This is a genomic window from Vibrio sp. Hal054, assembly GCF_037162405.1.
In the GTDB taxonomy this organism is placed as follows: Bacteria; Pseudomonadota; Gammaproteobacteria; order Enterobacterales; family Vibrionaceae; genus Vibrio; species Vibrio diazotrophicus.
Map to the genome: position 1 here is coordinate 243498 of NZ_JARLUT010000001.1, position 26119 is coordinate 269616.

The 26119-nt window shown below is 43.4% G+C and carries 16 protein-coding genes, 1 tRNA gene, 1 rRNA gene and 1 pseudogene; 10 read left to right on the top strand and 9 right to left on the bottom strand.

What is annotated here, in order from left to right; genetic code table 11:
• Positions 1-6: 6 nt before the first annotated feature.
• Positions 7-1383: a PhoH family protein gene (locus tag P4S58_RS01220; RefSeq protein WP_042485383.1), complete on the bottom strand. Its 1377-nt coding sequence runs from the start codon at positions 1381-1383 to the stop codon at positions 7-9.
• Between the two features lie 422 nt (positions 1384-1805).
• On the opposite strand from P4S58_RS01220, the gene rapA reads away from it, so the two are divergent.
• Positions 1806-4715 (top strand): RNA polymerase-associated protein RapA, encoded by a 2910-nt coding sequence (gene rapA, locus P4S58_RS01225; protein ID WP_102962910.1) that lies wholly within the window; start codon positions 1806-1808, stop codon positions 4713-4715.
• 113 nt (positions 4716-4828) lie between these two features.
• Here the strand turns inward: rapA and P4S58_RS01230 are convergent, their stop codons facing one another.
• On the bottom strand, positions 4829-6103 hold the full coding sequence (locus tag P4S58_RS01230) for an Nramp family divalent metal transporter (protein WP_102962911.1): 1275 nt from the start codon (positions 6101-6103) through the stop codon (positions 4829-4831).
• 268 nt (positions 6104-6371) lie between these two features.
• On the opposite strand from P4S58_RS01230, the gene P4S58_RS01235 reads away from it, so the two are divergent.
• Together P4S58_RS01235 and P4S58_RS01240 are read left to right on the top strand one after the other, a co-directional pair.
• Positions 6372-7109, top strand: coding sequence for a pseudouridine synthase (locus P4S58_RS01235; protein WP_042485391.1), 738 nt, complete (start codon positions 6372-6374; stop codon positions 7107-7109).
• Between the two features lie 82 nt (positions 7110-7191).
• A complete protein-coding gene (locus P4S58_RS01240) occupies positions 7192-8154 on the top strand; it encodes a D-2-hydroxyacid dehydrogenase (protein WP_102962912.1) in 963 nt (320 codons plus the stop codon).
• 63 nt (positions 8155-8217) lie between these two features.
• Here the strand turns inward: P4S58_RS01240 and P4S58_RS01245 are convergent, their stop codons facing one another.
• The 3 genes from P4S58_RS01245 to pepA form a co-directional block, all read right to left on the bottom strand.
• Positions 8218-11079 carry a valine--tRNA ligase gene (locus P4S58_RS01245; RefSeq protein ID WP_102962913.1) on the bottom strand — a complete coding sequence of 954 codons (2862 nt, stop codon included), beginning with the start codon at positions 11077-11079 and terminating at the stop codon, positions 8218-8220.
• Positions 11080-11193: 114 nt separating this feature from the next.
• Positions 11194-11643, bottom strand: coding sequence for a DNA polymerase III subunit chi (locus P4S58_RS01250; RefSeq protein WP_102962914.1), 450 nt, complete (start codon positions 11641-11643; stop codon positions 11194-11196).
• Between the two features lie 65 nt (positions 11644-11708).
• Entirely contained in the window at positions 11709-13217 is a 1509-nt protein-coding gene (pepA, locus tag P4S58_RS01255; RefSeq protein WP_102962915.1) for a leucyl aminopeptidase, read from the bottom strand.
• A gap of 191 nt (positions 13218-13408) precedes the next feature.
• Here pepA and lptF point away from each other — a divergent pair, with 191 nt between their 5' ends.
• Both lptF and lptG read left to right on the top strand, forming a co-directional pair.
• Positions 13409-14512 carry an LPS export ABC transporter permease LptF gene (gene lptF / locus P4S58_RS01260; RefSeq protein WP_042485407.1) on the top strand — a complete coding sequence of 368 codons (1104 nt, stop codon included), beginning with the start codon at positions 13409-13411 and terminating at the stop codon, positions 14510-14512.
• Between the two features lie 3 nt (positions 14513-14515).
• On the top strand, positions 14516-15586 hold the full coding sequence (gene lptG / locus P4S58_RS01265; RefSeq protein WP_102962916.1) for an LPS export ABC transporter permease LptG: 1071 nt from the start codon (positions 14516-14518) through the stop codon (positions 15584-15586).
• A gap of 54 nt (positions 15587-15640) precedes the next feature.
• Here the strand turns inward: lptG and P4S58_RS01270 are convergent, their stop codons facing one another.
• The 4 genes and pseudogenes from P4S58_RS01270 to P4S58_RS01285 form a co-directional block, all read right to left on the bottom strand.
• Complete coding sequence (locus tag P4S58_RS01270; protein WP_042485412.1) at positions 15641-16111, bottom strand: RDD family protein; 471 nt, start codon at positions 16109-16111, stop codon at positions 15641-15643.
• A gap of 63 nt (positions 16112-16174) precedes the next feature.
• Positions 16175-16297: pseudogene (locus P4S58_RS01275) on the bottom strand (IS3 family transposase); the annotation flags it as partial.
• A gap of 70 nt (positions 16298-16367) precedes the next feature.
• Positions 16368-17072 (bottom strand): helix-turn-helix transcriptional regulator, encoded by a 705-nt coding sequence (locus P4S58_RS01280; protein ID WP_102954034.1) that lies wholly within the window; start codon positions 17070-17072, stop codon positions 16368-16370.
• Positions 17059-17811: an EAL domain-containing protein gene (locus P4S58_RS01285; RefSeq protein ID WP_042490337.1), complete on the bottom strand. Its 753-nt coding sequence runs from the start codon at positions 17809-17811 to the stop codon at positions 17059-17061. Before P4S58_RS01285 ends, P4S58_RS01280 begins: the two co-directional genes overlap by 14 nt.
• Positions 17812-18538: 727 nt before the next feature.
• Here P4S58_RS01285 and P4S58_RS01290 point away from each other — a divergent pair.
• The 5 genes from P4S58_RS01290 to P4S58_RS01310 all read left to right on the top strand — a co-directional run bounded on the left by P4S58_RS01290 (position 18539) and on the right by P4S58_RS01310 (position 26046).
• A tRNA-Leu gene (locus P4S58_RS01290) sits at positions 18539-18623 on the top strand.
• Positions 18624-18903: 280 nt separating this feature from the next.
• Positions 18904-19872 carry an isopenicillin N synthase family dioxygenase gene (locus P4S58_RS01295; RefSeq protein ID WP_102962917.1) on the top strand — a complete coding sequence of 323 codons (969 nt, stop codon included), beginning with the start codon at positions 18904-18906 and terminating at the stop codon, positions 19870-19872.
• Positions 19873-20027: 155 nt separating this feature from the next.
• Positions 20028-22436, top strand: a complete 2409-nt coding sequence (locus P4S58_RS01300; RefSeq protein ID WP_102962918.1) for an EAL domain-containing protein — start codon at positions 20028-20030, stop codon at positions 22434-22436.
• 257 nt (positions 22437-22693) lie between these two features.
• A complete protein-coding gene (locus P4S58_RS01305; RefSeq protein WP_042490313.1) occupies positions 22694-23959 on the top strand; it encodes an HD-GYP domain-containing protein in 1266 nt (421 codons plus the stop codon).
• A gap of 544 nt (positions 23960-24503) precedes the next feature.
• Positions 24504-26046, top strand: a 16S ribosomal RNA gene (locus tag P4S58_RS01310).
• The last annotated feature ends 73 nt before the right edge of the window (positions 26047-26119 follow it).

Consider the following 26119-nt stretch of genomic DNA (forward strand, 5'->3'; position numbering starts at 1 on the left):
ATGTGCTTATAAATTCTCTTCGGCGAATTCAGCCAAGCGGCTACGAACGACACCGTTGAGGTGGATGTTGGCGCTGCCTTCAAAATTTTTGAAGCGCTCAACCATATAGGTTAAACCCGAAGTAACAGGGGTTAGGTATGGTGAATCGATCTGTGCAAGGTTACCTGAACACACAATCTTGGTGCCTTCACCACAGCGAGTGATGATGGTTTTGATTTGTGAAGCCGTAAGGTTCTGACACTCATCAAGCAACACAAAGGCGTCTTGTATTGAGCGCCCGCGCATAAAGTTAATTGATTTGAACTGAATATTGGCTTTATCGACAATGTATTTCAAAGAGCCTTCAGTGCAGTGGTCATTCTTATGTAAAGCCTCAAGCGTGTCGGTGACTGCCGCCAGCCAAGGCATCATTTTTTCTTCTTCCGTACCCGGAAGGAAGCCAATAGATTCACCGATATCCGGTGTGTTACGAGTGACGATGATCTTATCAAACATCTTCTTCTCAACGGTTTGCTCTAGTGCTGCCGCCATCGCAAGTAGTGTTTTACCACTACCGGCAGCACCGGTCAGAATCACCAAATCAATTTCAGGATCGAGCAGAGCATCTAACGCCATGGCCTGATATATATTCTTTGGTGTGATATCCCAAGCTTTGCGGTGCATCATGCGCTCTCGGCTCAGGTCTCGCAGAGTAATTTTGTCTTCTGAGATGGTTTCTACTCGCGCAGCAAAATCACTCTCTTCGTCAATCACATATTGGTTGATGTAAGTGGGTTCAAACGGTTCTCGGTCAAGTTTGTGGTAGGTTTTGCCTTCAAGTGCATAACTATCTACATTCTCAATGTCATCCCAGAAGTTTCCCGGTCGAGTTTGGAAACCTTTGGTGAGGTACTGGACGTCATCAATCAGTTGGTCTGTACGATAGTCTTCAACATAACGTACGCCAGCGCCTTTGGCACGCAGACGCATGTTGATGTCTTTGGTGATCAGGACAACCGAGCGAGGAGCACGTTTGTTCTGCAAGTGGAGCACAGCGTTAAGTATACGGTTGTCGCCTTCTTTGTCGGTGAAAGCTTTCACGCTTTCATGAACGTCATAGTCGGCTAAGATTGAAATGGTGCCGGTCGCACTGCTTTGTTTGGTAAAAGGGATCCCTTCTGATATCTCATCTGGTGTCGCATCGTGAAACAAATTCTCTAACGCTCGAATCGCCACGCGAGCATCACGCGCAACGTCGCGTTTGCTGTCTTTGATTCGGTCGAGTTCTTCGAGGACGGTCATGGGGATGACCACATCATGTTCTTGGAAGGAGTAAATGGCTAGAGGTTCATGAAGTAGGATATTGGTATCCAGTACAAACAGTTTCCGATCGGTATCGCCCATAAGCGTCTCCTTGCTATCGCATAGCTTGCTATCAGAGGATGTCTGCAGCCAGAGGTCGCAACGAATCGTACGCTTTGGGTAGGCTTTCGATCTATTGCGACTTACTGCAAACCCGAGTTGATACTCACTGTTTTGATAAGCAGACTTTGTGCCAAATTTTCACTCGGTTTTATCTGTTTATCTGAGTTGAGTATAGCAACGTCTTATCTAAGAAATGCCACTGGTTTCTTACAGTTTGATGTCATCTGACATTTGAAGAAAAAATGCTGGGAATCAACGTGACCTGTATCACGCCATCAAGTAAGATTAGCGACCTTTTTCTGCTGCACCCTCCTAAAGCGATCATAATTAGGAGCTGAATTCTCTATGCGGCAGATTTCTACTTATAATTATCCAATCCAAATTGATGAGGTAGTCGATTAATGACTTTTGCTTTGGGGCAACGCTGGATTAGCGATACGGAAAGCGATTTAGGTTTAGGTACCGTCGTAGCAATGGATGCGCGAACTGTTACTCTTATGTTTGCAGCGTCAGAAGAAAACCGAGTGTATGCTCGCAATGACGCTCCGGTAACACGAGTGACATTTAATGTCGGCGACGTTATTGATAGCCAAGAAGGCTGGTCACTCAAAGTTGAGCAAGTGGTTGAAGATCAGGGCTTGCTTACCTACCTCGGAACTCGTGAAGATTCACAAGAGTCAGGTGTGGCTCTGCGTGAAATCTTCCTGAGCAACCAAATTCGATTCAACAAGCCACAAGACAAGTTGTTCGCAGGTCAGATTGATCGCATGGATAACTTCGTGTTGCGTTACCGTTCTTTGACTAACCAATTTCAGCAACACAAGAGCCCAATGCGTGGCTTGTGTGGTATGCGTGCAGGTTTGATTCCTCACCAGCTTTATATTGCTCATGAAGTGGGTCGCCGCTATGCGCCGCGTGTTTTGCTGGCTGATGAAGTGGGTTTGGGTAAAACCATTGAAGCCGGTATGATCATCCACCAACAGGTTCTTTCTGGTCGCGCGGAACGCATTCTGATTGTGGTTCCTGAAACACTGCAGCACCAATGGCTGGTAGAGATGATGCGCCGCTTTAACCTGCATTTCTCTATCTTTGATGAAGAGCGTTGCGTTGAAGCTTTCGCGGAAGCTGACAACCCATTTGAAACTCAACAATACGTATTATGTTCGCTGGGCTTTTTACGTAAGAGCCGTCAGCGTTTTGAGCAAGCATTAGAAGCTGAGTGGGATTTACTGGTTGTCGATGAAGCACATCACCTTGAGTGGTCTCAGGATAACCCAAGCCGTGAATATCAGGTGATTGAAGGTCTAGCAGAGCGTACACCGGGTGTGCTTCTTCTAACCGCAACACCTGAACAGCTTGGTCGTGAGAGTCACTTTGCGCGTCTACGTCTGCTGGATTCTGACCGTTTCTACGATTACGACGCTTTTGTTCAGGAAGAAGAGCAGTATGCGCCTGTCGCAGATGCTGTGAGCGCTTTGCTTTCTGGACAGAAGCTCAGTGATGAAGCAAAAAACCAAATCACCGAACTGCTCTCTGAACAAGACGTAGAGCCGCTATTCCGCGTTCTGGAAAGTCAGGCAAGCGATGAAGAGAAAGCTTCTGCAAGCCAAGAGTTGGTTGATAACTTAATGGATCGTCACGGAACGGGTCGTGTTCTGTTTAGAAATACACGTGCAGCGGTGAAAGGTTTCCCAACGCGTAATGTGCATTTGATGCCGATGCCAATTCCATCGCAGTATGAAACGTCTATGCGTGTGTCTGGACTGATTGGCGGCAAGATCACTCCTGAAGCTCGTGCGATGAAAATGCTTTATCCAGAAGAGATCTTCCAAGAGTTTGAAGGTGAGAACTCAAGCTGGTGGCAGTTTGATTCACGCGTGAACTGGCTGATTGAAAAAGTAAAAGAAAAACGCAGCGAGAAGATCCTAGTGATTGCTTCGCGCGCGAGTACCGCATTGCAACTAGAGCAAGCGCTTCGTGAACGCGAAGGCATCCGCGCAACCGTATTCCACGAAGGAATGTCGATCATTGAGCGAGATAAAGCGGCTGCGTATTTTGCTCAGGAAGAGGGTGGGGCTCAGGTTCTTATCTGTAGCGAAATCGGCTCAGAAGGTCGTAACTTCCAGTTTGCTAGTCAGCTGGTGATGTTTGATCTGCCATTTAACCCTGACTTGCTTGAGCAACGTATCGGTCGTTTGGATCGTATCGGTCAGCAGCGCGACATTGATATTTTTGTTCCTTATCTTGAAGGCACATCTCAAGGTATTCTGGCTCGTTGGTACGATGAAGGTCTGAATGCTTTCGCTGAAACGTGTCCGACTGGTCGAGCGGTTTATGATGCATTTGTATCACGCTTAGTTCCTGTTTTAGCTGCTGGTGGCGGTGATGATCTGGATGAGATCATTGAAGAGTCAGCGAAAATGAACAAAACGCTGAAATCTCAGTTAGAGCATGGTCGCGATCGTCTGCTGGAAATGCATTCGAATGGCGGTGAAAAAGCGTTGGAAATCGCAGAGAAGATTGCTTCGACAGACGGTGATACTAACCTAGTGACTTTTGCTTTAAGCCTGTTTGATACCATTGGTTTGAACCAAGATGACCACGGTGAAAATGCGCTTGTAGTGACGCCATCCGAACATATGATGGTACCAAGCTATCCGGGCCTACCTTATGAAGGTGCGACGATCACCTTTGATCGCGATACGGCTCTGTCGCGTGAAGATATGCACTTTATCAGTTGGGAACACCCAATGATCCAAGGTGGTATTGATCTGCTGATGAGTGAAGGTGTGGGTACGTCTGCGGTATCTCTGCTGAAGAACAAATCTCTGCCAGTAGGTACGATTTTGTTGGAGTTGGTGTACCTAGTGGATGCTCAGGCACCGAAGCGTAGCGGTATTTCCCGTTTCTTACCGCAAACACCGATTCGTATTCTTTTGGATGCTCGTGGTAATAACCTTTCAAGCCAAGTTGAGTTTGAAGGCTTTAACCGTCAGTTAAGCCCTGTGAATCGTCATTTGGCGAGCAAACTGGTTAGCAGTGTACAAAACGATGTACATCGCCTGATCACAGCAAGTGAAGTTTTTGCTGTTGAAGAAGTGAAAGCGATTCGTGAACAAGCACAGAAAGAGATGGAGCACAGCTTAAACTCTGAACTGGAGCGCTTGCAGGCGCTGAAAGCGGTCAACCCGAACATTCGTGATGAAGAGATTGAAGTCATAGAGCAGCAAATTAGTGAGCTTTCTGGCTACATCACACAAGCGCAATACCAGCTAGATTCGCTTCGTCTGATTGTCGTTGCACACAACTAAGCAGCATTTTCAGTAGTAAAACACTAAATAGTAAAAAGGCCTTCATCTGAAGGCCTTTTGTTTATCTATTGGTACTCTATCCAAACGACTTGAAATTCAAGGCGCTGGCTAAATTACATAATCCACTTCCACCAGATGAACAGTGCTAGGAATCCAAACAGATACACCAGACCTAGGATAGACAGTGCTTTCAGTTTCGGACCAACCGCTAGCTCTTTTGGCAGTACAGTTTTAGTGACTAGGATGTAGTTCAGTAGAGCGAATATTGGTGTCGTCATAAACGCCATGACCATTGCGAAGTCCAGCATTGGTAGTAGCGCTGACGCGTAGAATACAATAATTGCTAACGAAGCTGCAGAAACCACAATCATCCATGTTTGTAGAACTTTCGGGCTTTGCTCTTTGTCTTCTTTGATCAAGCGTTGTGATTCTGCGATAACACGTGAGTAGCCATCAATAACCGTAATCGTACTACCGAAGATACAGAAGAAGGCGATAACCGCGATTAGGTAGCGAGACCATTCACCGATGGTTGACGCGTAAAGTCCAACAAGTTGATGAGAGAAGCCAATTCCTGATTTTGATAGTTCCACACCAGTACCGTTCAATACCAATGCACCGAGTGCTAGGAAAACTATCGCTAGAATTGCTGTACCGATATAACCAACATTGAAGTCAAACAATGCAGATTGAGCTGTTACTTTTTGATGGCGGCATTGAGATTTCAGCCATACAGAAGTCAGGCTTGAAATTTCAATTGGTGCTGGCATCCAGCCCATTGTTACCACGAGGAAACCAATCGCAGCGATCGTCCATGGAGAAGGCGTTTCAGCAGCGACAGCGCTAACCGGCGCAGCGTTTGCCGCTGCAATGACAACAGCCAGCAATGTTGCAATGGTCAGCACTGCCATGATCACTTTAGATAACGTGTCCAAAGCCTTGTAATGACCAGCAAATAGAATCACTAAGCAGGTGACTAATACAATGCCGCATAACACAGGAAGCGAAAGATCAAACGGTACGAAGTAGCCAAGTAAACTCGCGCTGAACATTAGTAGCGCAGCGGTGTTTACCACAGCCGAGAATACAGCAAGGATTGTGAATACCCATAGGTAAGGTTTACCGAGCTTGGCATAACCTTCGACAAGGCTTTCACCTGTGCCCATGGTGTACTGAACACCTGCTTTAAAAAATGGGTATTTAAATAAGTTTACCAGCAGAATCAGTATCGCCAATTGCCAGCCATAAATAGCGCCAGCTTTGGTTGATGCAACGAGATGTGAGCCACCAACAGCCGCGGCAGCCATCATTATCCCTGGCCCTAAAGAGCGTAGTAATTGAGATAAAGATAGCCGTTGTTCTGATGGATATGATACGGCGTTTTCCATTCTTGTTATTCCTTAGAATTATGATGTTGTGTTCAATATATTTTTATAGCCCGCCAGCTGAACTGGTCAGGATGACTTTAATGTCAATACTACACATCAATATCACAGCTGCTTTTTGTGTCAATTTATATTTACAAACCATTGGCATATTTTTTCGTATTCCGTATGGTTGAAACATTTGGCGTGCAAATAGTTACGCCATTTTGCAGCTAACAGTGGGCTGTTTAGCTGTTATAATGCGGCGATTTTTTTATTTGAGATGACTTTCATGGCGATGACTGAATACCACCCACCAACGGATCCGTGGATTGATGTGGTATATGAGGATGACTACATTATTGCGGTTAATAAACCGTCTGGATTGCTGTCTGTTCCCGGTAGACTGGAAGAGCATTATGACAGTATGTGGAGTCGCCTAGTTGAACAATACCCAGACGTGAAAGTCGTGCATCGTTTAGATATGTCGACATCCGGTTTGATGCTGTTTGGCAAAAATACCTATATGGAATCGGCACTGAAAAAGCAGTTCCAATATCGCCTGACGCATAAAATCTATTACGCCCGCGTGTGGGGTATTGTTGAGCAGGACGAAGGCATGATTGACCTTCCATTGATTTGCGACTGGCCAAATCGTCCTAAACAGATGGTTTGCTTTGAAAACGGTAAACCGTCACAAACCATGTTCCATGTGGTTAAGCGTGAAGAAAAAACCACGGTTGTGCGTTTGCTTCCTATCACTGGTCGTTCTCATCAATTGCGCGTTCATATGATGGCATTAGGTCACCCTATTGTTGGCGACGAGTTTTACGCGCCTCAAGAAGCCATTGATTATACCGACCGCTTGGAGCTACACGCTGCTGAGTTGAGTTTCTATCACCCTCGCAGCCACTGGCTACGAAGTATTTTTGTACCTTGTGACTTTTATCCCGAAGCACAGGAAGAAATTTTGCAGCATTTCGATCCTGAGAGAAAATTACCGGATTATAAAACGCTACCTAAAACTTGAATCTAGGTAGCTACCCTAACTCGTTGGCGTTGCAGGCTAAATCGCTGCAAGTTCAACGAGAAAGGGTAATAAAGGAGAAACTATGTCAGCCCCGAAAATTGTCTTCCTAGATCGTGCAACCATTCCCAAGCATATCGAGTTACCTCGCCTTACCGTAGAACATGAGTGGCAAGAATACGACTTTACCAGCCCAGAACAGGTATTTGAGCGCATTTACAACGCAGATATCGTCATAACCAACAAAGTAGTCCTCACTGGTGATGTTTTGGCGCAGCAGCCAAATATTAAGCTGATTGCAGTTTCAGCCACAGGCGTGAATAACGTAGATATTGAGCATTGCCGAGCCAACAACATCGCGGTTAGTAATGTTCAAGGGTATGCCACTCGTTCTGTACCAGAGCATGTCATTGGAATGATGTTTGCCCTTCGTCGTAATCTGATGGGCTATCACCATGATATCGCTGCTGGAGAATGGCAGCGTAATAAGCAGTTCTGTTTCTTCACCCATCCTATTGGTGATATAGCTGGCTCAACAATGGGCATCATTGGCGGTGGAGCCTTAGGTCGAGCAACGGCTGAGTTGGCTAAAGCCTTGGGTATGAATGTTGTATTTGCAGAGCGTAAAGGCGCGGCAGAGTGCCGAGATGGCTACTTGCCATTTGAAACGGTTTTAAAGCAGGCGGATGTGATATCACTACATTGCCCGTTAAGTGAAGAGACGCGCAATATGGTTGCTGAGCAAGAATTTGCTCAGATGAAGCCTAACGCGATTCTTATTAATACTGGTCGTGGTGGATTGGTGGATGAAATTGCGCTGGTGGATGCGCTGAAGAAGCGTCAAATTGCAGGGGCAGGTGTGGATGTGTTTACTCAGGAACCTGCGGATATTGATAATCCGCTGTTAGCGAATATGGATCTGCCAAACTTGCTACTGACCCCTCATGTCGCATGGGGCAGTGATTCCGCAATCAGCCAGCTTGCACAGATTCTGATCAGCAACATTGAGGCGTTTGTGGCTGGCAAAGAGCAAAACAGAGTGGTTTGAAATCGTCACTAGATAAACAAAAGGCAGCCTAGGCTGCCTTTTTAGTTTGGTTGTTAGCTTAGATTAAAGCGCAGCAATTGTTGCTTTCTGTTCTTCTAACTTCGCTAGAGTGTCTTTGTAACCTTCAAGCTTTTCACGCTCTTTCGCGATAACTGCTTCAGGCGCTTTAGCAACGAAGCCTTCGTTACCTAGCTTACCTTCGATACGTTTGATTTCGCCTTCGGTTTTCGCCACTTCTTTCGCTAGACGAGCCAACTCTGCATCTTTATCGATTAGACCAGCCATTGGGATCATCAGCTCAGATTTCGCTACCAGTGCCGTTGCACATGCAGGTGTGGTTTCACCCGCAGCAAGCACGCGAACACTTTCCAGTTTCGCTAGAGAAACCAGTACTTGTTTGTTCGCTTCAAGACGCGCAGCATCTTGCTCGTTGGCAACTTTCAACATCACTTCAAGTGGTTTACCTGGGTTGATGTCGTACTCTGCACGTAGGTTACGAATCGCAGTAATAAAGGTTTTCACCCATTCGATGTCATCTAACGCTTCTTGGTTGAAGTTCGCAGCATCGTACTGAGGTAGAGCCTGAAGCATGATAGTGTCACCTTCAACACCGTCTACTAGCGGCTTGATGCTTTGCCAGATAGTTTCAGTGATGTATGGCAATACTGGGTGAGCCAGACGCAGAGTTTTCTCAAGTACTGTGATTAGCGTGCGACGTGTTGCGCGTTGCTGCGCTTCGGTGCCTTTCCACAATACAGGTTTAGTCAGCTCTAGGTACCAGTCACAGAATTGGTTCCAGATGAACTCGTACAGAGTGTTTGCTGCCATATCCAGACGGTAGTTGTCGATGTGCTCGTTGAATGCTTTCGCTGCAAGTTCAAACTGAGACTCGATCCATTTGTCTGCCAGAGAGTATTCAAGCTCAGCACCCGCTGCGAAACCGCAATCTTGCTCTTCTGTGTTCATCATTACGTAACGGCTAGCGTTCCATAGTTTGTTACAGAAGTTACGGTAACCTTCCAGACGCTTCATATCCCAGTTGATATCACGGCCAGTAGAAGCCATTGCTGCTAGGGTAAAGCGAAGTGCGTCAGTACCGTATGGTTCGATACCGTTTTCGAATGTTTTACGTGTGTTTTTCTCGATCTTCGCAGCAAGTTGCGGCTGCATCATGTTACCAGTACGCTTAGTTACTAGTGACTCAAGATCAATACCATCGATCATATCGATAGGATCCAGCACGTTACCTTTCGATTTCGACATCTTGTCGCCGTTTTCGTCACGAATTAGACCGGTAACGTAAACAGTCTTAAATGGTACTTGTGGTTTGCCGTCTTCATCTTTGATGAAGTGCATGGTCATCATGATCATACGAGCAACCCAGAAGAAGATGATGTCAAAACCTGTCACCAATACTTCTGATGGGTGGAATACTTTCAGTGCGTCTGTTTTTTCTGGCCAGCCAAGAGTGCCGAACGTCCAAAGCGCAGAAGAGAACCAAGTATCCAGAACGTCTTCGTCTTGGTTTAGTGCAACATCAGCAGGAATGTTGTTGTCTGCACGAACTTCTTCTTCAGTACGACCTACGTATACGTTGCCTTCAGCGTCATACCAAGCTGGGATACGGTGACCCCACCATAGTTGGCGAGAGATACACCAGTCTTGAATATCACGCATCCAAGAGAAGTACATGTTTTCGTATTGCTTAGGTACGAACTGAATGTCGCCATTTTCAACAGCTTCAACCGCTGGCTTGGCAAGAATACCTGCGCGCACGTACCATTGGTCTGTCAGCATTGGTTCGATAACCACACCACCACGGTCACCGTAAGGAACGGTTAGATCGTGATCTTTGATTTCGTCTAGTAAGCCAAGCTCTTCAAATTCAGCAACGATAGCTTTACGTGCAGCAAAACGCTCCATACCTTGGTATTTAGCTGGAAGTTCAGTGCTGTATGCTTCGCTCGCTTCACCGTTTGAGTTGAATACTTCCGCAGCATTACGCACGTTAGCATCAAAAGTGAAGATGTTGATCATTGGTAGCTGGTGGCGCTTACCGACTTCATAGTCGTTGAAGTCGTGCGCAGGTGTGATTTTCACACAACCTGTACCTTTTTCCATATCGGCGTGTTCGTCACCCACGATAGGGATGCGACGACCAACGATAGGAAGGATAATTTCTTTACCGATAAGATCTTTGTAACGAGGATCTTCTGGGTTTACCGCAACACCCGTATCACCAAGCATGGTTTCTGGACGAGTGGTTGCAACAACAATGTAGTCTTTACCGTCAGCAGTCTTAACACCATCAGCTAGAGGGTAGCGGAAGTGCCACATGTTGCCTTTAACGTCTTTGTTTTCAACTTCAAGATCAGAGATTGCTGTGTGCAGTTTTGGATCCCAGTTAACCAGACGTTTACCACGATAGATAAGATCATCTTTGTATAGACGAACGAACACTTCCTGAACCGCTTTGTAGAAGCCGTCATCCATAGTGAAACGTTCACGATCCCAGTCAACCGATGCACCTAAGCGACGAAGCTGCTTAGTGATGGTGCCACCAGACTCGTTTTTCCATTCCCAAATTTTATCGATGAATGCATCACGGCCGTAATCGTGCTTAGTTTTGCCTTCTTCAGCAGCGATCTTACGCTCAACAACCATTTGAGTTGCGATACCGGCGTGGTCAGTACCCACTTGCCAAAGGGTGTTTTTGCCCTTCATGCGCTGGCAACGAATAAAGGTATCCATAATGGTATCTTGGAATGCGTGACCCATGTGAAGGCTACCAGTGACGTTCGGTGGCGGGATCATGATGCTGTATGCGTCTTTTGATGTGTCACCGTGAGGCTTAAAGTAGCCTTTTTCTTCCCAAGTCTTATACAGATCTTGTTCGATTGATGTTGGGTTGTATGTCTTTTCCATAGTGCTCTTAAATGGATACTTTGATGGTTAATTTAAGTCTATCGCTATAAGTGAGTTCTCTTTTTCAAGAGAGCTTAACTATAAGGATGAACATGTGTTCTTATCCAGTTGGTGTTAAGGATACTGGATTTCAATTGTCTGCAACTGATAACCGGCTTGGCGGTACATTTTGTAACGTTCACGCGCCAATTGTTTTGCTTTTTCTTCACAGGGGACGAAGTCTACCACCTCTGTGAAGGCGTTCGCAAAGGTTGTATGATTATCGGCCAAATTTATTACCAGTTGGCGGTTCCAAGAAGGTTTCACGCCTACATGACCAATTTCAATGTGAGTGCCGTATTTCGGACCTTCTCCCACTAGATTATGCGCAACAAAATCATTCGCTTCCACTTGCCAAAAACATTCCGCAATTCTTTCGGCATGCGCTTTATCGCCACATTGTAGGTACACTTTTGCGCCTTGACGGGAAAAGTGCTGGCAGAGATAAACCACGTAATCATTGAACCCTTGTGCAGAGCTTTGCTGGCTATCTTCTTTGACGATGTAGAACGTTGCTGTAGACATAGTGTTTCTGTATATCGAACCGTATTACTAAAAAAGGGCCTTTCGGCCCTTTTTATCTATGAGGATTATTCCTCGGTCTCTTGGCCACTGCGGTTTAGCAAGAATTGGACAAGCATTGAGACCGGACGGCCCGTTGAACCTTTCGCTGCGCCTGATTTCCAAGCGGTACCAGCGATATCTAGGTGTGCCCAGTTATATTTCTTAGCGAATTTAGACAGGAAACAACCCGCGGTAATTGCGCCACCAGGGCGACCACCGATGTTTGCCATGTCAGCAAATGGGCTCTTTAGCTGTTCGTGGTATTCGTCAGCCATTGGTAGACGCCATGCACGGTCACTTGCTTGCTCAGAAGCATTAACAAGTTCATGAGCTAGAGGGTTGTGGTTAGATACCACGCCACTGATGTGGTGACCCAATGCAATAACACATGCACCAGTTAGCGTTGCTACATCAACAACACAATCGGGTTCGAAGCGCTCAACATAAGTCAGTGCATCACAAAGAACCAAACGGCCTTCAGCATCTGTGTTCAGTACTTCAACGGTTTGACCCGACATAGTCGTTAAGATGTCACCTGGGCGGTAAGCGTTGCTACCCGGCATGTTTTCACAGCCCGCCAGAACACCGATAACGTTTAGCGGTAGGTTCAGTTTCGCCAATGCTTTCATAGTGCCGAATACTGAAGCTGCACCACACATGTCGTATTTCATCTCATCCATGCCTTCGCCTGGTTTAAGAGAAATACCGCCTGAATCGAAAGTCAGACCTTTACCAACAAGAACGATCGGTTTTGCTTCTGAGTCAGGGTTACCCTTGTACTCAATGATGGACATCATTGATTCGTTTTTCGAACCACGACCAACCGCTAGGTATGAACTCATACCCAGTTTTTCCATCTCTTCTTCACCGATAATCTTGGTGGTTACGGTTTGGTAATCATCCGCAAGGCGACGCGCTTGAGAAGCTAAGTAAGCTGGGTTTGCTACGTTTGGCGGCATGTTACCCAAATCTTTACAAGCTTTAACACCCGATGAAATAGCCAAACCGTGAGAAATTGCGCGCTCACCTAGGCTTAATTCACGACGAGTTGGTACGTTAAATACCAATTTACGCAGTGGACGGCGAGTTTCAGGCTTGATGGTTTTGAACTGATCAAAGGTGTATAGGCCATCTTTGGTTGCTTCAACAGCTTGACGAACTTTCCAGTAAGTATCACGACCTTTTACGTGTAACTCAGTCAAAAAGCACACCGCTTCCATTGAACCTGTTTCGTTCAAAGTACTGATGGTTTTTTGGATGATTTCTTTGTATTGTCGCTCACCTAGTTCGCGCTCTTTACCGCAACCAACTAGTAATACGCGCTCAGAAAGAACACCCGGTACTTGATGCAGAAGAAGCATCTGACCTGGTTTACCTTCTAGGTCACCACGACGAAGTAGTGAACTAATATAGCCGTCGCTGATTTTATCGAGCTGTTCTGCGACTGGAGAAAGGCGACGTGGTTCGAATACCCCAACAACAATACATGCACTGCGTTGTTTTTCAGGGCTACCACTTTTAACACTGAACTCCATGCGTACTCCTACATCTTGAAGACAAATAGAACTAAATGTTAGATAATGCATCTACACTTGTTGAATCCTTATCAGGATTACATCTTTGTTAAGTGTACTAACAGTTAGTCAAAAATTAAAAAAATAAAAGATTCAACGAGAAATTATAGTGATTCCATCAAAAAAACAAGTTTTGTATAGGTAATTTCAGCGTGATTATTGTTAGATATTTGATCCGCGAGACACTAAAGAGCCAATTTGCGATATTTTTCGTACTTTTTTTAGTGTTTTTAAGCCAAAAGTTTATTCGCGTTTTGGCTGATGCTTCCGACGGTGAAATTCCAGCTCGAATGATTTTATCCATTGTTGGTCTAAACATGCCAGCAATGGGTTTATTAATGCTGCCTTTAAGTCTCTATATCGGGATTTTGCTTACTTTTGGCCGTTTATACGCTGAAAGTGAAATAACAGTCATGAATGCAACGGGTATCGGGAATAAGTTCTTGGTACGTGCTGCCTTGTATCTTGCAGTTATTACTGCAAGTGTGGCTGCTTTTAACTCGATGTGGTTATCTCCTTGGAGTCAAGATAGAGAAGCACATTTGATGGAGAAACTGGCGTCTGAAAATAGTGTTGATTTGTTGCAAAAAGGACAGTTTCAACGTTCACCGGACGGTTCTTCGGTCGTTTTCATCGATAATATTGAAAACCGTAAACTCTCAAATGTGTTTGTAGCACAATTGGCGCCGCGTGAGTCGATTCTTCCAAGTGTGATGTTTTCAAATTATGGAAATGTGAAAGAGTTAAGTGATGGTCGACAAGTGATCACTATGTACGAAGGTACCCGTTACGAAGGTGTGCCAACTCGCGTCGATTATATGGTGACCAAGTTTGATGAATACGAAGGTTTGATTGGGCAACGCGAAGTCAAAGATCGTGGTCGAGACTGGGAAGCGATACCGACTCTTGAACTGGTGAAGAATTCAAGCAGACAAGCACAAGCCGAGCTTCAGTGGCGTATTTCTCTGGTTGTCTGTATTCCATTGCTAACTATGTTGGTTGTTCCTTTATCTGCAGTTAACCCGCGCCAAGGACGTTTTGCCAAGATGGGGCCAGCAATATTAATTTATCTCACTTACTTCTTGGCAATCAGTGCAACGAAATCGGCGATTGAAGATGGCAGCATTCCTACCATTGTCGGTATGTGGCCGATAAATGCAGCTCTGTTATTAGCAGCGATTATGGCCAACCTGATGGACAGTGTTGCAGTGAGAAGATTGAAAGACAAATTCAAACAAAAGAAAAGGGTAGCTTAAGTCGTGTTTAAGATTTTAGATTGGTATATCGGACGAACAATCATAGCCACGAGCACCTTGGTACTGATTACTTTTGTCGGTTTGTCTGGAATTATCAAATACGTTGAACAGCTGCGTAAAGTTGGTGAAGGAACGTATGATTTGATTCAGGCACTGATTTTCGTCCTGCTTAGCGTACCTCGCGACATTGAGATGTTCTTCCCGATGGCTGCCTTGCTCGGTGCTTTGATTGGTTTAGGTGCATTAGCGGCAAGTTCGGAGCTTGTAGTTATGCAAGCGGCGGGTTTCTCTAAGCTGGATATCGGTTTATCTGTTCTTAAGACAGCAGTCCCTCTCATGATCATCATTACTCTTTTAGGGGAGTGGGGTGCTCCACAAGCGCAGAAAATGGCTCGTGATTTACGTTCTTTTGCGACGTCAGGTGGACAGATTTTATCTGTTCGAACGGGTGTCTGGGCTAGAGATGCCAATGATTTTATCTTTATTGGTAAGATCAATGACAACCGACTTTACGGTATGAACATGTGGCGTTTTGATGAGAACAAGCATCTGCGTCAGGTGTATAACGCAAAGCAAGTGGACTATATTGGTGAAAATAACTGGTTAATGAAAGATGTTGTTGTGACAGATATGAATGACGACATCGTGATTTCAAAACACTCATTGCCGGAATACCGCTGGAAAACCGCTTTAGCACCGGATAAGTTGGCTGTGGTGACGGTAAAACCAGAAGAGTTAGCGTTAAGTGGGCTTTATGATTATGTTCACTACCTTAAAGCATCAGAACAAGACTCATCCCGTTATGAGCTGGCGTTCTGGCGTAAGATTTCTCAGCCGTTTTCTATTGCAGTAATGATGCTGATGGCGCTCTCATTTATTTTTGGTCCACTACGAAGTGTGACAATGGGGGCTCGAATTTTGTCTGGTGTAATTGCAGGTTTCACCTTCTACATTTCCAGCGAATTCTTTGGACCTCTTAGCTTGGTATACAACATACCGCCTGTGTTTGGCGCTATAGCTCCAAGTTTGGTGTTCTTGACCATTGCTCTGTTGTTGTTAAGAAGAAAACTCTAAATAAAAAGGAAGGCTAAGCCTTCCTTTTTATTGTCTGTAAATCGTGAATTGGTATTAGCGAACCTTTGGTAACACCACCACTTCTGTCTTTGCCCACATATCTTGGAAACTGCGTTTCTGTGGGTCAATTAATACCGTCAGATTGCCTAAACCAAAACATGCCGTCGCTAGACGAATTAGCGCTTGCGTGACCGTGATTCTATTGCCGTCAGTATTTCGAACAACAATTTTCCAAGCTCTCATTCCGAGTGTTTGTCCAGCTCGAGTCCAAAAATAAACAAAGAAAGATAACCAAGCTAGCGCAAGGTAAAGTGTATAAACAGGGCTCCAAATGGGATGGCCTGTTAATAGATCACTGGCATCTTGATAAGGCGCGTAGCTCACTAAACCAGCGGCAACCAAAGCTTCCATCAAGGCCACGACAACGCCACCTGCTATCATTAGAATGGCCAGCACGATCAACGAGTCATAAATTAAAGCGCCTAAACGGCGAAAAAAGCCAGCGGGTGGCAAAGTAGTATTCATAGCGAACGAGTATTCCTTATTAGATAGCCGCAGGATATTGATCCAGCCAGATTGGACACTTCATTAAGCGTCATTTTGTTTTTCAAAGTTAACAGGGCTTGGATATCCAACAGCACTTTGCCTTCTCGTCCGATGATAATCAACCTCAATATACTAAAATATCGTTTGATACATATCGTCTCTGGTCTTCATATCCTCGGCAAGGTCAACGGTAAGTGCAGACTAGTCTAGATTAAAAGGAGTTGGTCAAGAGTATTTAATCATCTAGAGTTCGATACACTTTTGGAGGGAACCCATAAGAGTCTTTAAACTTTTTGCAAAAATACGAGCTACTATTGAACCCGCACTTATCCGATATGGTAGATATAGGTAAATAGCTATGTTTCAATAAATGCGCTGCTTTAGCCATCCTTGCTGTCGTTAGAAGTTGTGAAAGAGAAGTATTTTCTTCCTTTAATCTTCTACATAAAGTTGTTTTAGATAGATAGAGAATACAACATATATCTTCAAGCTCCCAACGCCTACATAAATCCTTTCGAATAACACTAAATACTTTTCCAGAATAAGAACGGTCAGATATCCGGTTTTCATTAGATAGTGAATGATAAATTTTTTCATGTAGAGCATCTATTAAAACTGACTTTGATAATAAATTTGAATTTTCAACCTCAGCTAATGCAGATATGTTTTCAAAGTTTATTTTTAAAAATATGTCTCGTCGGACTCTATGTATTTTATAAATGTTTATATAAAACTCACACCCATTTATAGGTACAATAGCGCAATTAACTAAACTGTTTTTAGGAACAAGTACACATCCATTATTAGGGATTTTTATTACATTCCCTATATAAGAGATATATCCTATAGCACCTTGAATTGACACTATGTGATAATGCTTTGAAAAAAATCTAACTTTAAAATTGCTGTTATATATTTTAATTTTTCTAGTAAGTAGCATTTTTATCTTTTTTCAGCTGAAATGTATTATCTTCGAATGAGTTCAATGTATCAGGATAGGCGTAATAATACCCCTGACCTAAAATATTCTCTCCTTTAACAACATTGTGTTGAAATGAGCTCTCGATCCCTTCAAAAATCAAGCCATCTTTGCAGTATGGCTGCAATACATAGTATATAGAATCGGCCAATAAACTAACGTCTGAGTTATGATGTAAAACACTTTTGTCGATTTTAATTCTATCCCACGTAATTAAACCAAATGTGAGATTTGCACTATTGTACTCATGGTAATAATCATCTAACCATATCTTTATTCCAGATCTCTGTAGTTTAGCGATATTGTTAAGTAGGATGGTACATCTAACATCATGGTTTACGTCATTTATTTCTAAAATGAAGTTCTTCTTTTTGAAACTCAACAAGCTCAATATAAACTGTTCGTCAAGTAGGGTTGACATTGTTAAGTTAATAGAAAATTCTTTGCCTATACCATGTCTCTGAAAGTAATAAATCTGATGAATGGATACTAGCTTTATAAATTCATCATCAATTTCACTAAAGAAGTCTTCGCTATTTAACTGTTCCCCCGAATGTTTACTTACTCGAGATAAAACTTCAAAATATCTAATCTCCGAACTTTCGGTATCAACGATTGGTTGTACTAAAAAATCTAATTCTGCATAAGTAGAGCCTTTTTTTATTATTATTCCACTTTTTACATTTTCAACTGAAAACATGATGAGCTCCATTATCATTAGATGTTATCAGAGTGACCAATACTAACCCTCAAACAAGCGTACATCTACAAAACACAACAAAATTACAATAAATTGGATATTTTTTTATACACACAATAAAAGTGTCAATATTCTGTATTGTTAATACTCCGGTAATTGTATTGCGACTCGAATCCGACTTCGTAGTGTGAGCATGCCTCCATTCTTTTATGAGTTTAGTTTCATACTTAATCAGCTGTGGTCCGATTGAAAACTGAAAACTGCAATGCTTTGTTGAAAATTTTGCGCAGAATATCACGAATATTTTTTTTAAAGCAGTAGAGGATTGTATTAAATGTGATTTTTGTCTCTTTAATTGATTCTTGTATGTTACTGGTGTCGTATCTAACAACTGTATGAAATCTACGGTTCTTTGGTGAGTTCAGAGAAGCGAGTTGGAAGAATTTGGATACTAGCAGCTTCATGAACGCAGAAGACGAGCAGAAATGATATATGGTGTTCTAGCTAACATTGTTAACGGCTAGGCTTCGGATATTACGGTGTATAGCCTTTAAAACTTTCTAGATGGGAGGCTTTTTGGGGATATGAATTTAATTTTCTCTTCTGAGCTTAGCTTTGTCACACTATATGGCGAAATATTCAGCAAACGATTTTGTTTTCAGTATATTGCTATTGCACCCGTTAGTTTCTTCCGTATAATCCAACCATCAAAGGCGATAGCCTAGATGCCGGTATGGTGAAATTGGTATACACGACGGATTCAAAATCCGTTGCCTTCGGGCGTGGCGGTTCAAGTCCGCCTACCGGTACCATAATTCATATGACAAAGCCTCGACGAAAGTCGGGGCTTTGTTGTATCTGGTTTAGAGAAGTCTCATCCCTAATCATTCGCTCTCTACAGGCTAGGTTGGTGCATCCCTTCATTCACTTGCATTAATCTAGTGCAGTATTCCCTCTTCTCACTACTCAATATTTACTCCAAGCTTTATTGGTTCTCGATTGATACTACTTGTCTACTTGGTCGGCTTTTTGCTTATTTGGTTACAAATTAGAAAGTTGCTCGTAGAAGAGAGTTGTCTACAAGGAGAAAGTATGACGCTACCGATTATCGATATTTCCCCACTGAATTCTGACAATAAAAAAGATTGGCAGCCTGTTATTCAACAGATAGACAGTGCTTGCCGTGAACTTGGCTTTTTTTATGTTATTGGTCACGGCATCCCTCAACAGCAGTTCGACCATATTCAATCGATGGCCAATTTATTGTTTAGTTTGCCCGAGGAAGAGAAACAAAAAATTTCTATCGAAAAGAGTTCTAACCACCGTGGTTGGGGAAGGCTGAGTGCAGAAAAACTTGATCCGTTAGGAGAACTGGATTGCAAAGAATCATTTGATATGGCTTTGGATCTTTCCCCATATCATTCTCAAGTAGGCCGTTGTGCCAAATTATATGGTCCAAACCAATATCCTAATATTGAGGGTTTTGCTCAGGCTGTGGGACAGCATTATTCCCTCACTCTTGATGTAGGATTAAAAATCTTGAAAGCGATGGCATTGGCATTAGGTGAAAAGGAAAACTTCTTTTCTCAAAGCTTCAGTTTGCCAATTTCAGTGTTAAGAATGCTCCATTACCCCAGTCAAACTGAGGAGACGAATGGAGCGGGAGCTCATACTGATTACGGATGTATTACGTTGCTGTATCAAGATCAGAGTGGTGGTTTACAAGTCTTGAATAAGCAAGAAAAGTGGGTTGACGCAACTCCTGTTGAGGGATCTTTCGTTGTTAATATCGGTGATTTAATGCAGCGTTGGACGAATGATATATACCGTTCGACAAAACATAGGGTGGCTAGTCCTACTACAGGTAAGACACGCTTTTCTATGCCTTTTTTTGTTGAGCCTAACTATGACACTCCTATTGTAACTTTAGATTCATGTTTGGCTGAAAAACAAGGACAAGGTGGATATCCACCGATTACAGCAGGGGACTGGATATTATCCCGCTTTGAAGATACCTATTCGTATCGTCGACAAGTCGAAGACGGTGTAGTCGAGGTTTGATTTGCAAGCTTCTTTGTTCTTTTGAAGCAGAGTTTAATGTCACGAAATTGAATTTGCTCAATCAATCTAAAGCGCTGGTCAACTATAGTTAAGTAAAGCCACTCAGATTATGAGTGGCTATCTTGGCTGAAGTTTTTGCAACTTAAGGTGAATGTATGCAAGAAGGTCTTGGTTCAGCGGCTGAGCAAAGAAAAGCGGTGCCTTTTAATTGGACTTTAAATATTGCTACTCAGGAGTTTAGTTACAACAGAGAGGCAACTCATCCTTTTTTATTCCCCAATCATTCTATAAATAGTTTTGGTGATTGGCTTGCATTAATGAGTCCTTCTTATCGGCACGATACTGAGCAACTGCTTGAATCTGTGTGTCAAGACCAACACAAACGTACGTGTGTTGTTGCTCTTTGGGAAGATAGGCATCATGGTTTTTATGCCTCGTTTTCTGCTGAAAAACTCTCTCAGTATGTTGTTCAGGGAGAAACGCAACTAATTTTTGAAGTGAAGCAAGATCGGCAGACCATGCATTGGTTTGATTTTATGTTGAGGCAGGATAATTGCGGGGTATTGATTACCAATAGTGAAAACAAGATCTTAGCCTGTAATAAAAAGTTCGAGCAATTATCTGGGTTTGGTTTGGCCGATCTTGTGAGTTTGAATAGTATTCTGCTGTTTGAAGAAGAGCCTAGCTCATTAAAAACACCTAAACCTTCAGCTAGCAGAAATTTCTTAATTAAGCATTCGTCAGGGGAGCTTAGACAGTGCAGAGCTGCATCTATTTCGCTCGCCTTTTTACAGCATCCTGATATTTCTTTTACCATATTCTCATTGTTGCCTAGCATTAAGCACTCAATTGAAAGCAGTATATTGACGAAAAAAGCATTTGGTGATCAATTGGATGTTATTTATCAGCGACAAATCGCCAATACTATCTATGTGGTAATGACGTTGAGTATTGAAAGCCGTATTTCCAATTTCGAAAACACACTTAATGATGTTATGGCTCGACTCAAAGAGTGTCGGATGTTTGGCAAAATAAAAGACAATTTCTATTTGGCTTGTATTGAGTGCTCTGCGCCTGTGAACGAAAAGCCATACCGCTACCTTCATCGACAGATAAACTATTTCTTTCAGGAATTGAAATCGGCACATTCAGAAATTTATCAATCTGTTGCAAAAGGTAGGGTTGGTATTTCTGTTCTTGGCGTAGACGCCAGCAATGCAAAAATGGCTGTTACTCATTCTGTTCAGGCGATACTAGAACAGCATTCAGAGGATCGCGGACAGCATATTCGTTTTTTTGATAGTGATTTACATCGTCAAATAAAGAAAAGGAAGCTACTGGAAGAATTGATCTCTGATCTTATTGAAACAAAGCAAGTAGAAATAAAATATCAACCTATACTAGATACTCAATCATGGAACATCTCCGGATACGAAGCTCTATTTGAACTTCCTTTACCTCCGGCTCTATCTTCAACTCGTTTGGAATTAGAAAGTATTATTCAGGACCTAAATTTGTCGGCAGAGTTAGATGTCATCGTTCAGGAAAAGGTATTTAAAGAACTGGCGTTGCTTCAGTCTTATCATTCGTCACCAATAACGGTAACTTTAAACATTCTGTGCCAGCACGAAGCTAAAAATTTTGTCGATGTCTTGTACTGCTTGGTTCGCCAGATGCGGGATTATAAAGTGGACCCCCATCAGTTTTATTTGCAGGTTGCTCCTGATGCACTTCGTTCTATAGCTACTCAAGATATAAATATGTGGCAGCAGTTAGGAATCAAATTTGTGATGGATAATGTTGAGATAAGTAACACTATCTCAACTAGCCTACCAACCGAACGTTATAATTTGTTCAAAATCAATCCTAACTATCTAGAGTCGCTGGCTCACTCACAAATGATTCATAAAGTCATTAAAACCTTGGTGGATGAATGTCATTCGCTGAATGTATCTGTAGCAATAGACACAGTTGCAGCCATTAATGATGCAAAATTGCTGGCTTATTTGGGGCTTGATTATATGAGTGGTGGATGCTTTTCTTGTCCAGAAAGCGTGGATGCTATTCCGACAGTGATTAAGAAGATTGAATCGTTAAAGCCGTCATTACTTAAGGATGAGGGCGTTGTTGGGAAAAATATCAGCACCTTACAAAACATGTGTCATGCACAGATGCCACACCTCGACCCAAGTGATACCGTAGCTGCAGCACAGCAGTATTTTTTATCATCAGAAATTGAAGTCCTTCCGGTCATTAACCACCGAGAATGTGTCGGTATTATTGACCGGGCCTGTTTGAACCTACACCTTACTCCACGCATGGGGACTGATCTTGAAACTACTCAGGAAAACTTAATGTGGCATCGACCAGTTAGTCAAATTATGCAGCTCTCATTCACCAAATTGGACGCAAAAATAGATATCAGTAATGTCAGTTCTTTGATTGAAGAAGAGGAACTGGCATTTCCATGGGTTCTTACTGAAGGTAAAATCTTTAAAGGTATTGTTACTCCAAACTGTGTTATTCAGCATTTTGCTTCTTCAAAATTAAAGCGTAATTCCTAATGAGTGTTCGTTTTTGCAATGCAATAGCGCATTTACTTGAGTTTTCTATCGCTCAATATTGCATAAAGAGCTCGCAAATTTAGGCAAAAGTAGTCACAAAGGCTGGTAGCACTATCTTGTGACTATTTTCTCTCGCTAAGGATAGTGTCTATAATTGTCGCTAATAAATAGTGTTAAAAGTTGTACCTTTATAGACGTTGTTCAAATATCAACTTCTAAGTAAGAGTACCTGAAGTTATCAGAGGTTTTAGTAAATTGTGGCGAGTATAAAAATTACGGTCGATAGATTACAACCAGGGTTACATATACGCTTGCCAGTAAAGTGGAACGAGCATCCATTTTTATTCAATAGTTTTAAGATTAAAGACCAAGAACAAATTCGCTTGATTAAACACTTGGGAATACAACATGTGTTTCTCAATCCTAGCCAAAGTGATACCCAACCACTTCCACCTGTAACGAATACTGCTCCTGTTGATGATCAAGAAAATGAAGTCGAAAGCGATATCAATAGTGAAGCTGATAAATTGTGGCAAGAAAAACAAAACAGAATTGAAAAACTCAGTGCCTATCGTCGTCGGGTGATCAGTTGTGAAAAAGAATTCGAACGTTCACTTGCTCGTATGCGTGCGGTGATGAACAAGATTCGCAACCGACCAATGGATGCTGTCGATGAGGCTGCTCAGTTGGTCGATGATATTGTTGATAAGCTACTCGGTGATGATAGCGTCACCTTACATTTAATGAATGGTAAAAGTGAGTTTGAAGATATTTACTTCCATTCGTTAAACGTATCAGTAATCGCGATGATGATAGGCAGAGCGAAAGGATATCCTGCAGATAAGATAAAAGAGATAGCTTTTGCCTCTCTCTTTCACGATATCGGTAAAATCCGAATTCCTACAGCTATCGTTCGTAAACAAACGCCTTTAACCGAGCCTGAAAAAAACTACCTAAAAATGCACACCAAATACGGATTGGAAATCTCTCAGAACATTAAAGAGTTTCCTGATAGTGCAAGAAGAGTGATTGAACAGCATCACGAGCTGCTTGATGGCTCTGGGTACCCTCTAGGTTTGAAAGGGGATGATATTGATGAACTCGCTCAAGTTATTGCTGTTGCTAATGCCTTTGATAACTTGTGTCACCCTAATGTACCAAGTGAGCAAAAAATCCCTTATGTCGCTCTTTCTTATCTATATAAGAACTGTAAGCACATTTATAACAATGAGAACTTGAACATTTTAGTTAAGTTTATGGGGGTGTTCCCGCCGGGCACAGTAGTGCAGTTGTCTAATGAAATGGTTGGTCTGGTAATTTCAGTGAATGCGAATAGCCTTTTATATCCTAATGTCCTTATTTACGATCCGTCGGTACCTAGAACTCAAGCACCTATTATTGACTTAGCAGATAAAGATATAAAAATCGTTAATGCTATTCTGCCTCATAAACTTCCCGATAAAGTGAGAGAGTATTTAAATCCACGCTCAAGGATCTCTTACTTCTTTGATAGTGAAGAATAGTTATCCACAGCATTTTGTGAGTAACCTGTTCCTTTATTGAGGGTGAAGAGTACATAAAATGACGTTCGTTGTTTATTTAAACAAACGAACGTTTTTTTTAAATAAATTCACCTTTTTCGCTTGCTAAGTTTATCCATCTCCCTATAATGCCGCCTCACTGACACGGCAGACGTCGCAAGGCTTCAGCAAGTGTTGGTAGAGGGTAAGACTTCTAAAAAGAAAAATTGAAAAAGTGTTTGACACTGACAGTTATCTAGCTAGAATGCACCTCCGCTTTGAGAAGAAAGCTTCTGCAAAGCAACGCTCTTTAACAATTTAAACCTATCAATCTGTGTGGGCACTCGTTGATGAAAATCAAAGTTAAATCTTTGTTCTTGTAGCAAAGCAACTTAGGTTTCAATGAACTGAGTGACCAATCAAGACTTCGGTCTTGGCACAGTCAATTCATTACCATTCTGTTGGAATGGTAATAGCTTTAAAATTACGTCTTACTTTCGAGTAAGAGCAGTTTTGAAGTCAGTATTCGTTGAGCCGACAAAATCTTAAATTGAAGAGTTTGATCATGGCTCAGATTGAACGCTGGCGGCAGGCCTAACACATGCAAGTCGAGCGGCAGCACAGAGAAACTTGTTTCTCGGGTGGCGAGCGGCGGACGGGTGAGTAATGCCTGGGAAATTGCCCTGATGTGGGGGATAACCATTGGAAACGATGGCTAATACCGCATGATAGCTTCGGCTCAAAGAGGGGGACCTTCGGGCCTCTCGCGTCAGGATATGCCCAGGTGGGATTAGCTAGTTGGTGAGGTAATGGCTCACCAAGGCGACGATCCCTAGCTGGTCTGAGAGGATGATCAGCCACACTGGAACTGAGACACGGTCCAGACTCCTACGGGAGGCAGCAGTGGGGAATATTGCACAATGGGCGCAAGCCTGATGCAGCCATGCCGCGTGTGTGAAGAAGGCCTTCGGGTTGTAAAGCACTTTCAGTCGTGAGGAAGGTGGTGTTGTTAATAGCAGCATCATTTGACGTTAGCGACAGAAGAAGCACCGGCTAACTCCGTGCCAGCAGCCGCGGTAATACGGAGGGTGCGAGCGTTAATCGGAATTACTGGGCGTAAAGCGCATGCAGGTGGTTTGTTAAGTCAGATGTGAAAGCCCGGGGCTCAACCTCGGAATAGCATTTGAAACTGGCAAGCTAGAGTACTGTAGAGGGGGGTAGAATTTCAGGTGTAGCGGTGAAATGCGTAGAGATCTGAAGGAATACCGGTGGCGAAGGCGGCCCCCTGGACAGATACTGACACTCAGATGCGAAAGCGTGGGGAGCAAACAGGATTAGATACCCTGGTAGTCCACGCCGTAAACGATGTCTACTTGGAGGTTGTGGCCTTGAGCCGTGGCTTTCGGAGCTAACGCGTTAAGTAGACCGCCTGGGGAGTACGGTCGCAAGATTAAAACTCAAATGAATTGACGGGGGCCCGCACAAGCGGTGGAGCATGTGGTTTAATTCGATGCAACGCGAAGAACCTTACCTACTCTTGACATCCAGAGAATCCTGCGGAGACGCGGGAGTGCCTTCGGGAACTCTGAGACAGGTGCTGCATGGCTGTCGTCAGCTCGTGTTGTGAAATGTTGGGTTAAGTCCCGCAACGAGCGCAACCCTTATCCTTGTTTGCCAGCGAGTAATGTCGGGAACTCCAGGGAGACTGCCGGTGATAAACCGGAGGAAGGTGGGGACGACGTCAAGTCATCATGGCCCTTACGAGTAGGGCTACACACGTGCTACAATGGCGCATACAGAGGGCAGCGAACTAGCGATAGTAAGCGAATCCCAAAAAGTGCGTCGTAGTCCGGATTGGAGTCTGCAACTCGACTCCATGAAGTCGGAATCGCTAGTAATCGTGAATCAGAATGTCACGGTGAATACGTTCCCGGGCCTTGTACACACCGCCCGTCACACCATGGGAGTGGGCTGCAAAAGAAGCAGGTAGTTTAACCTTCGGGAGGACGCTTGCCACTTTGTGGTTCATGACTGGGGTGAAGTCGTAACAAGGTAGCGCTAGGGGAACCTGGCGCTGGATCACCTCCTTACGTAAAGATTCTCTTGATGAGTGTCCACACAGATTGATTAGGTTTAAGTAGTTTAGAGTAGGAAAAACTTTTC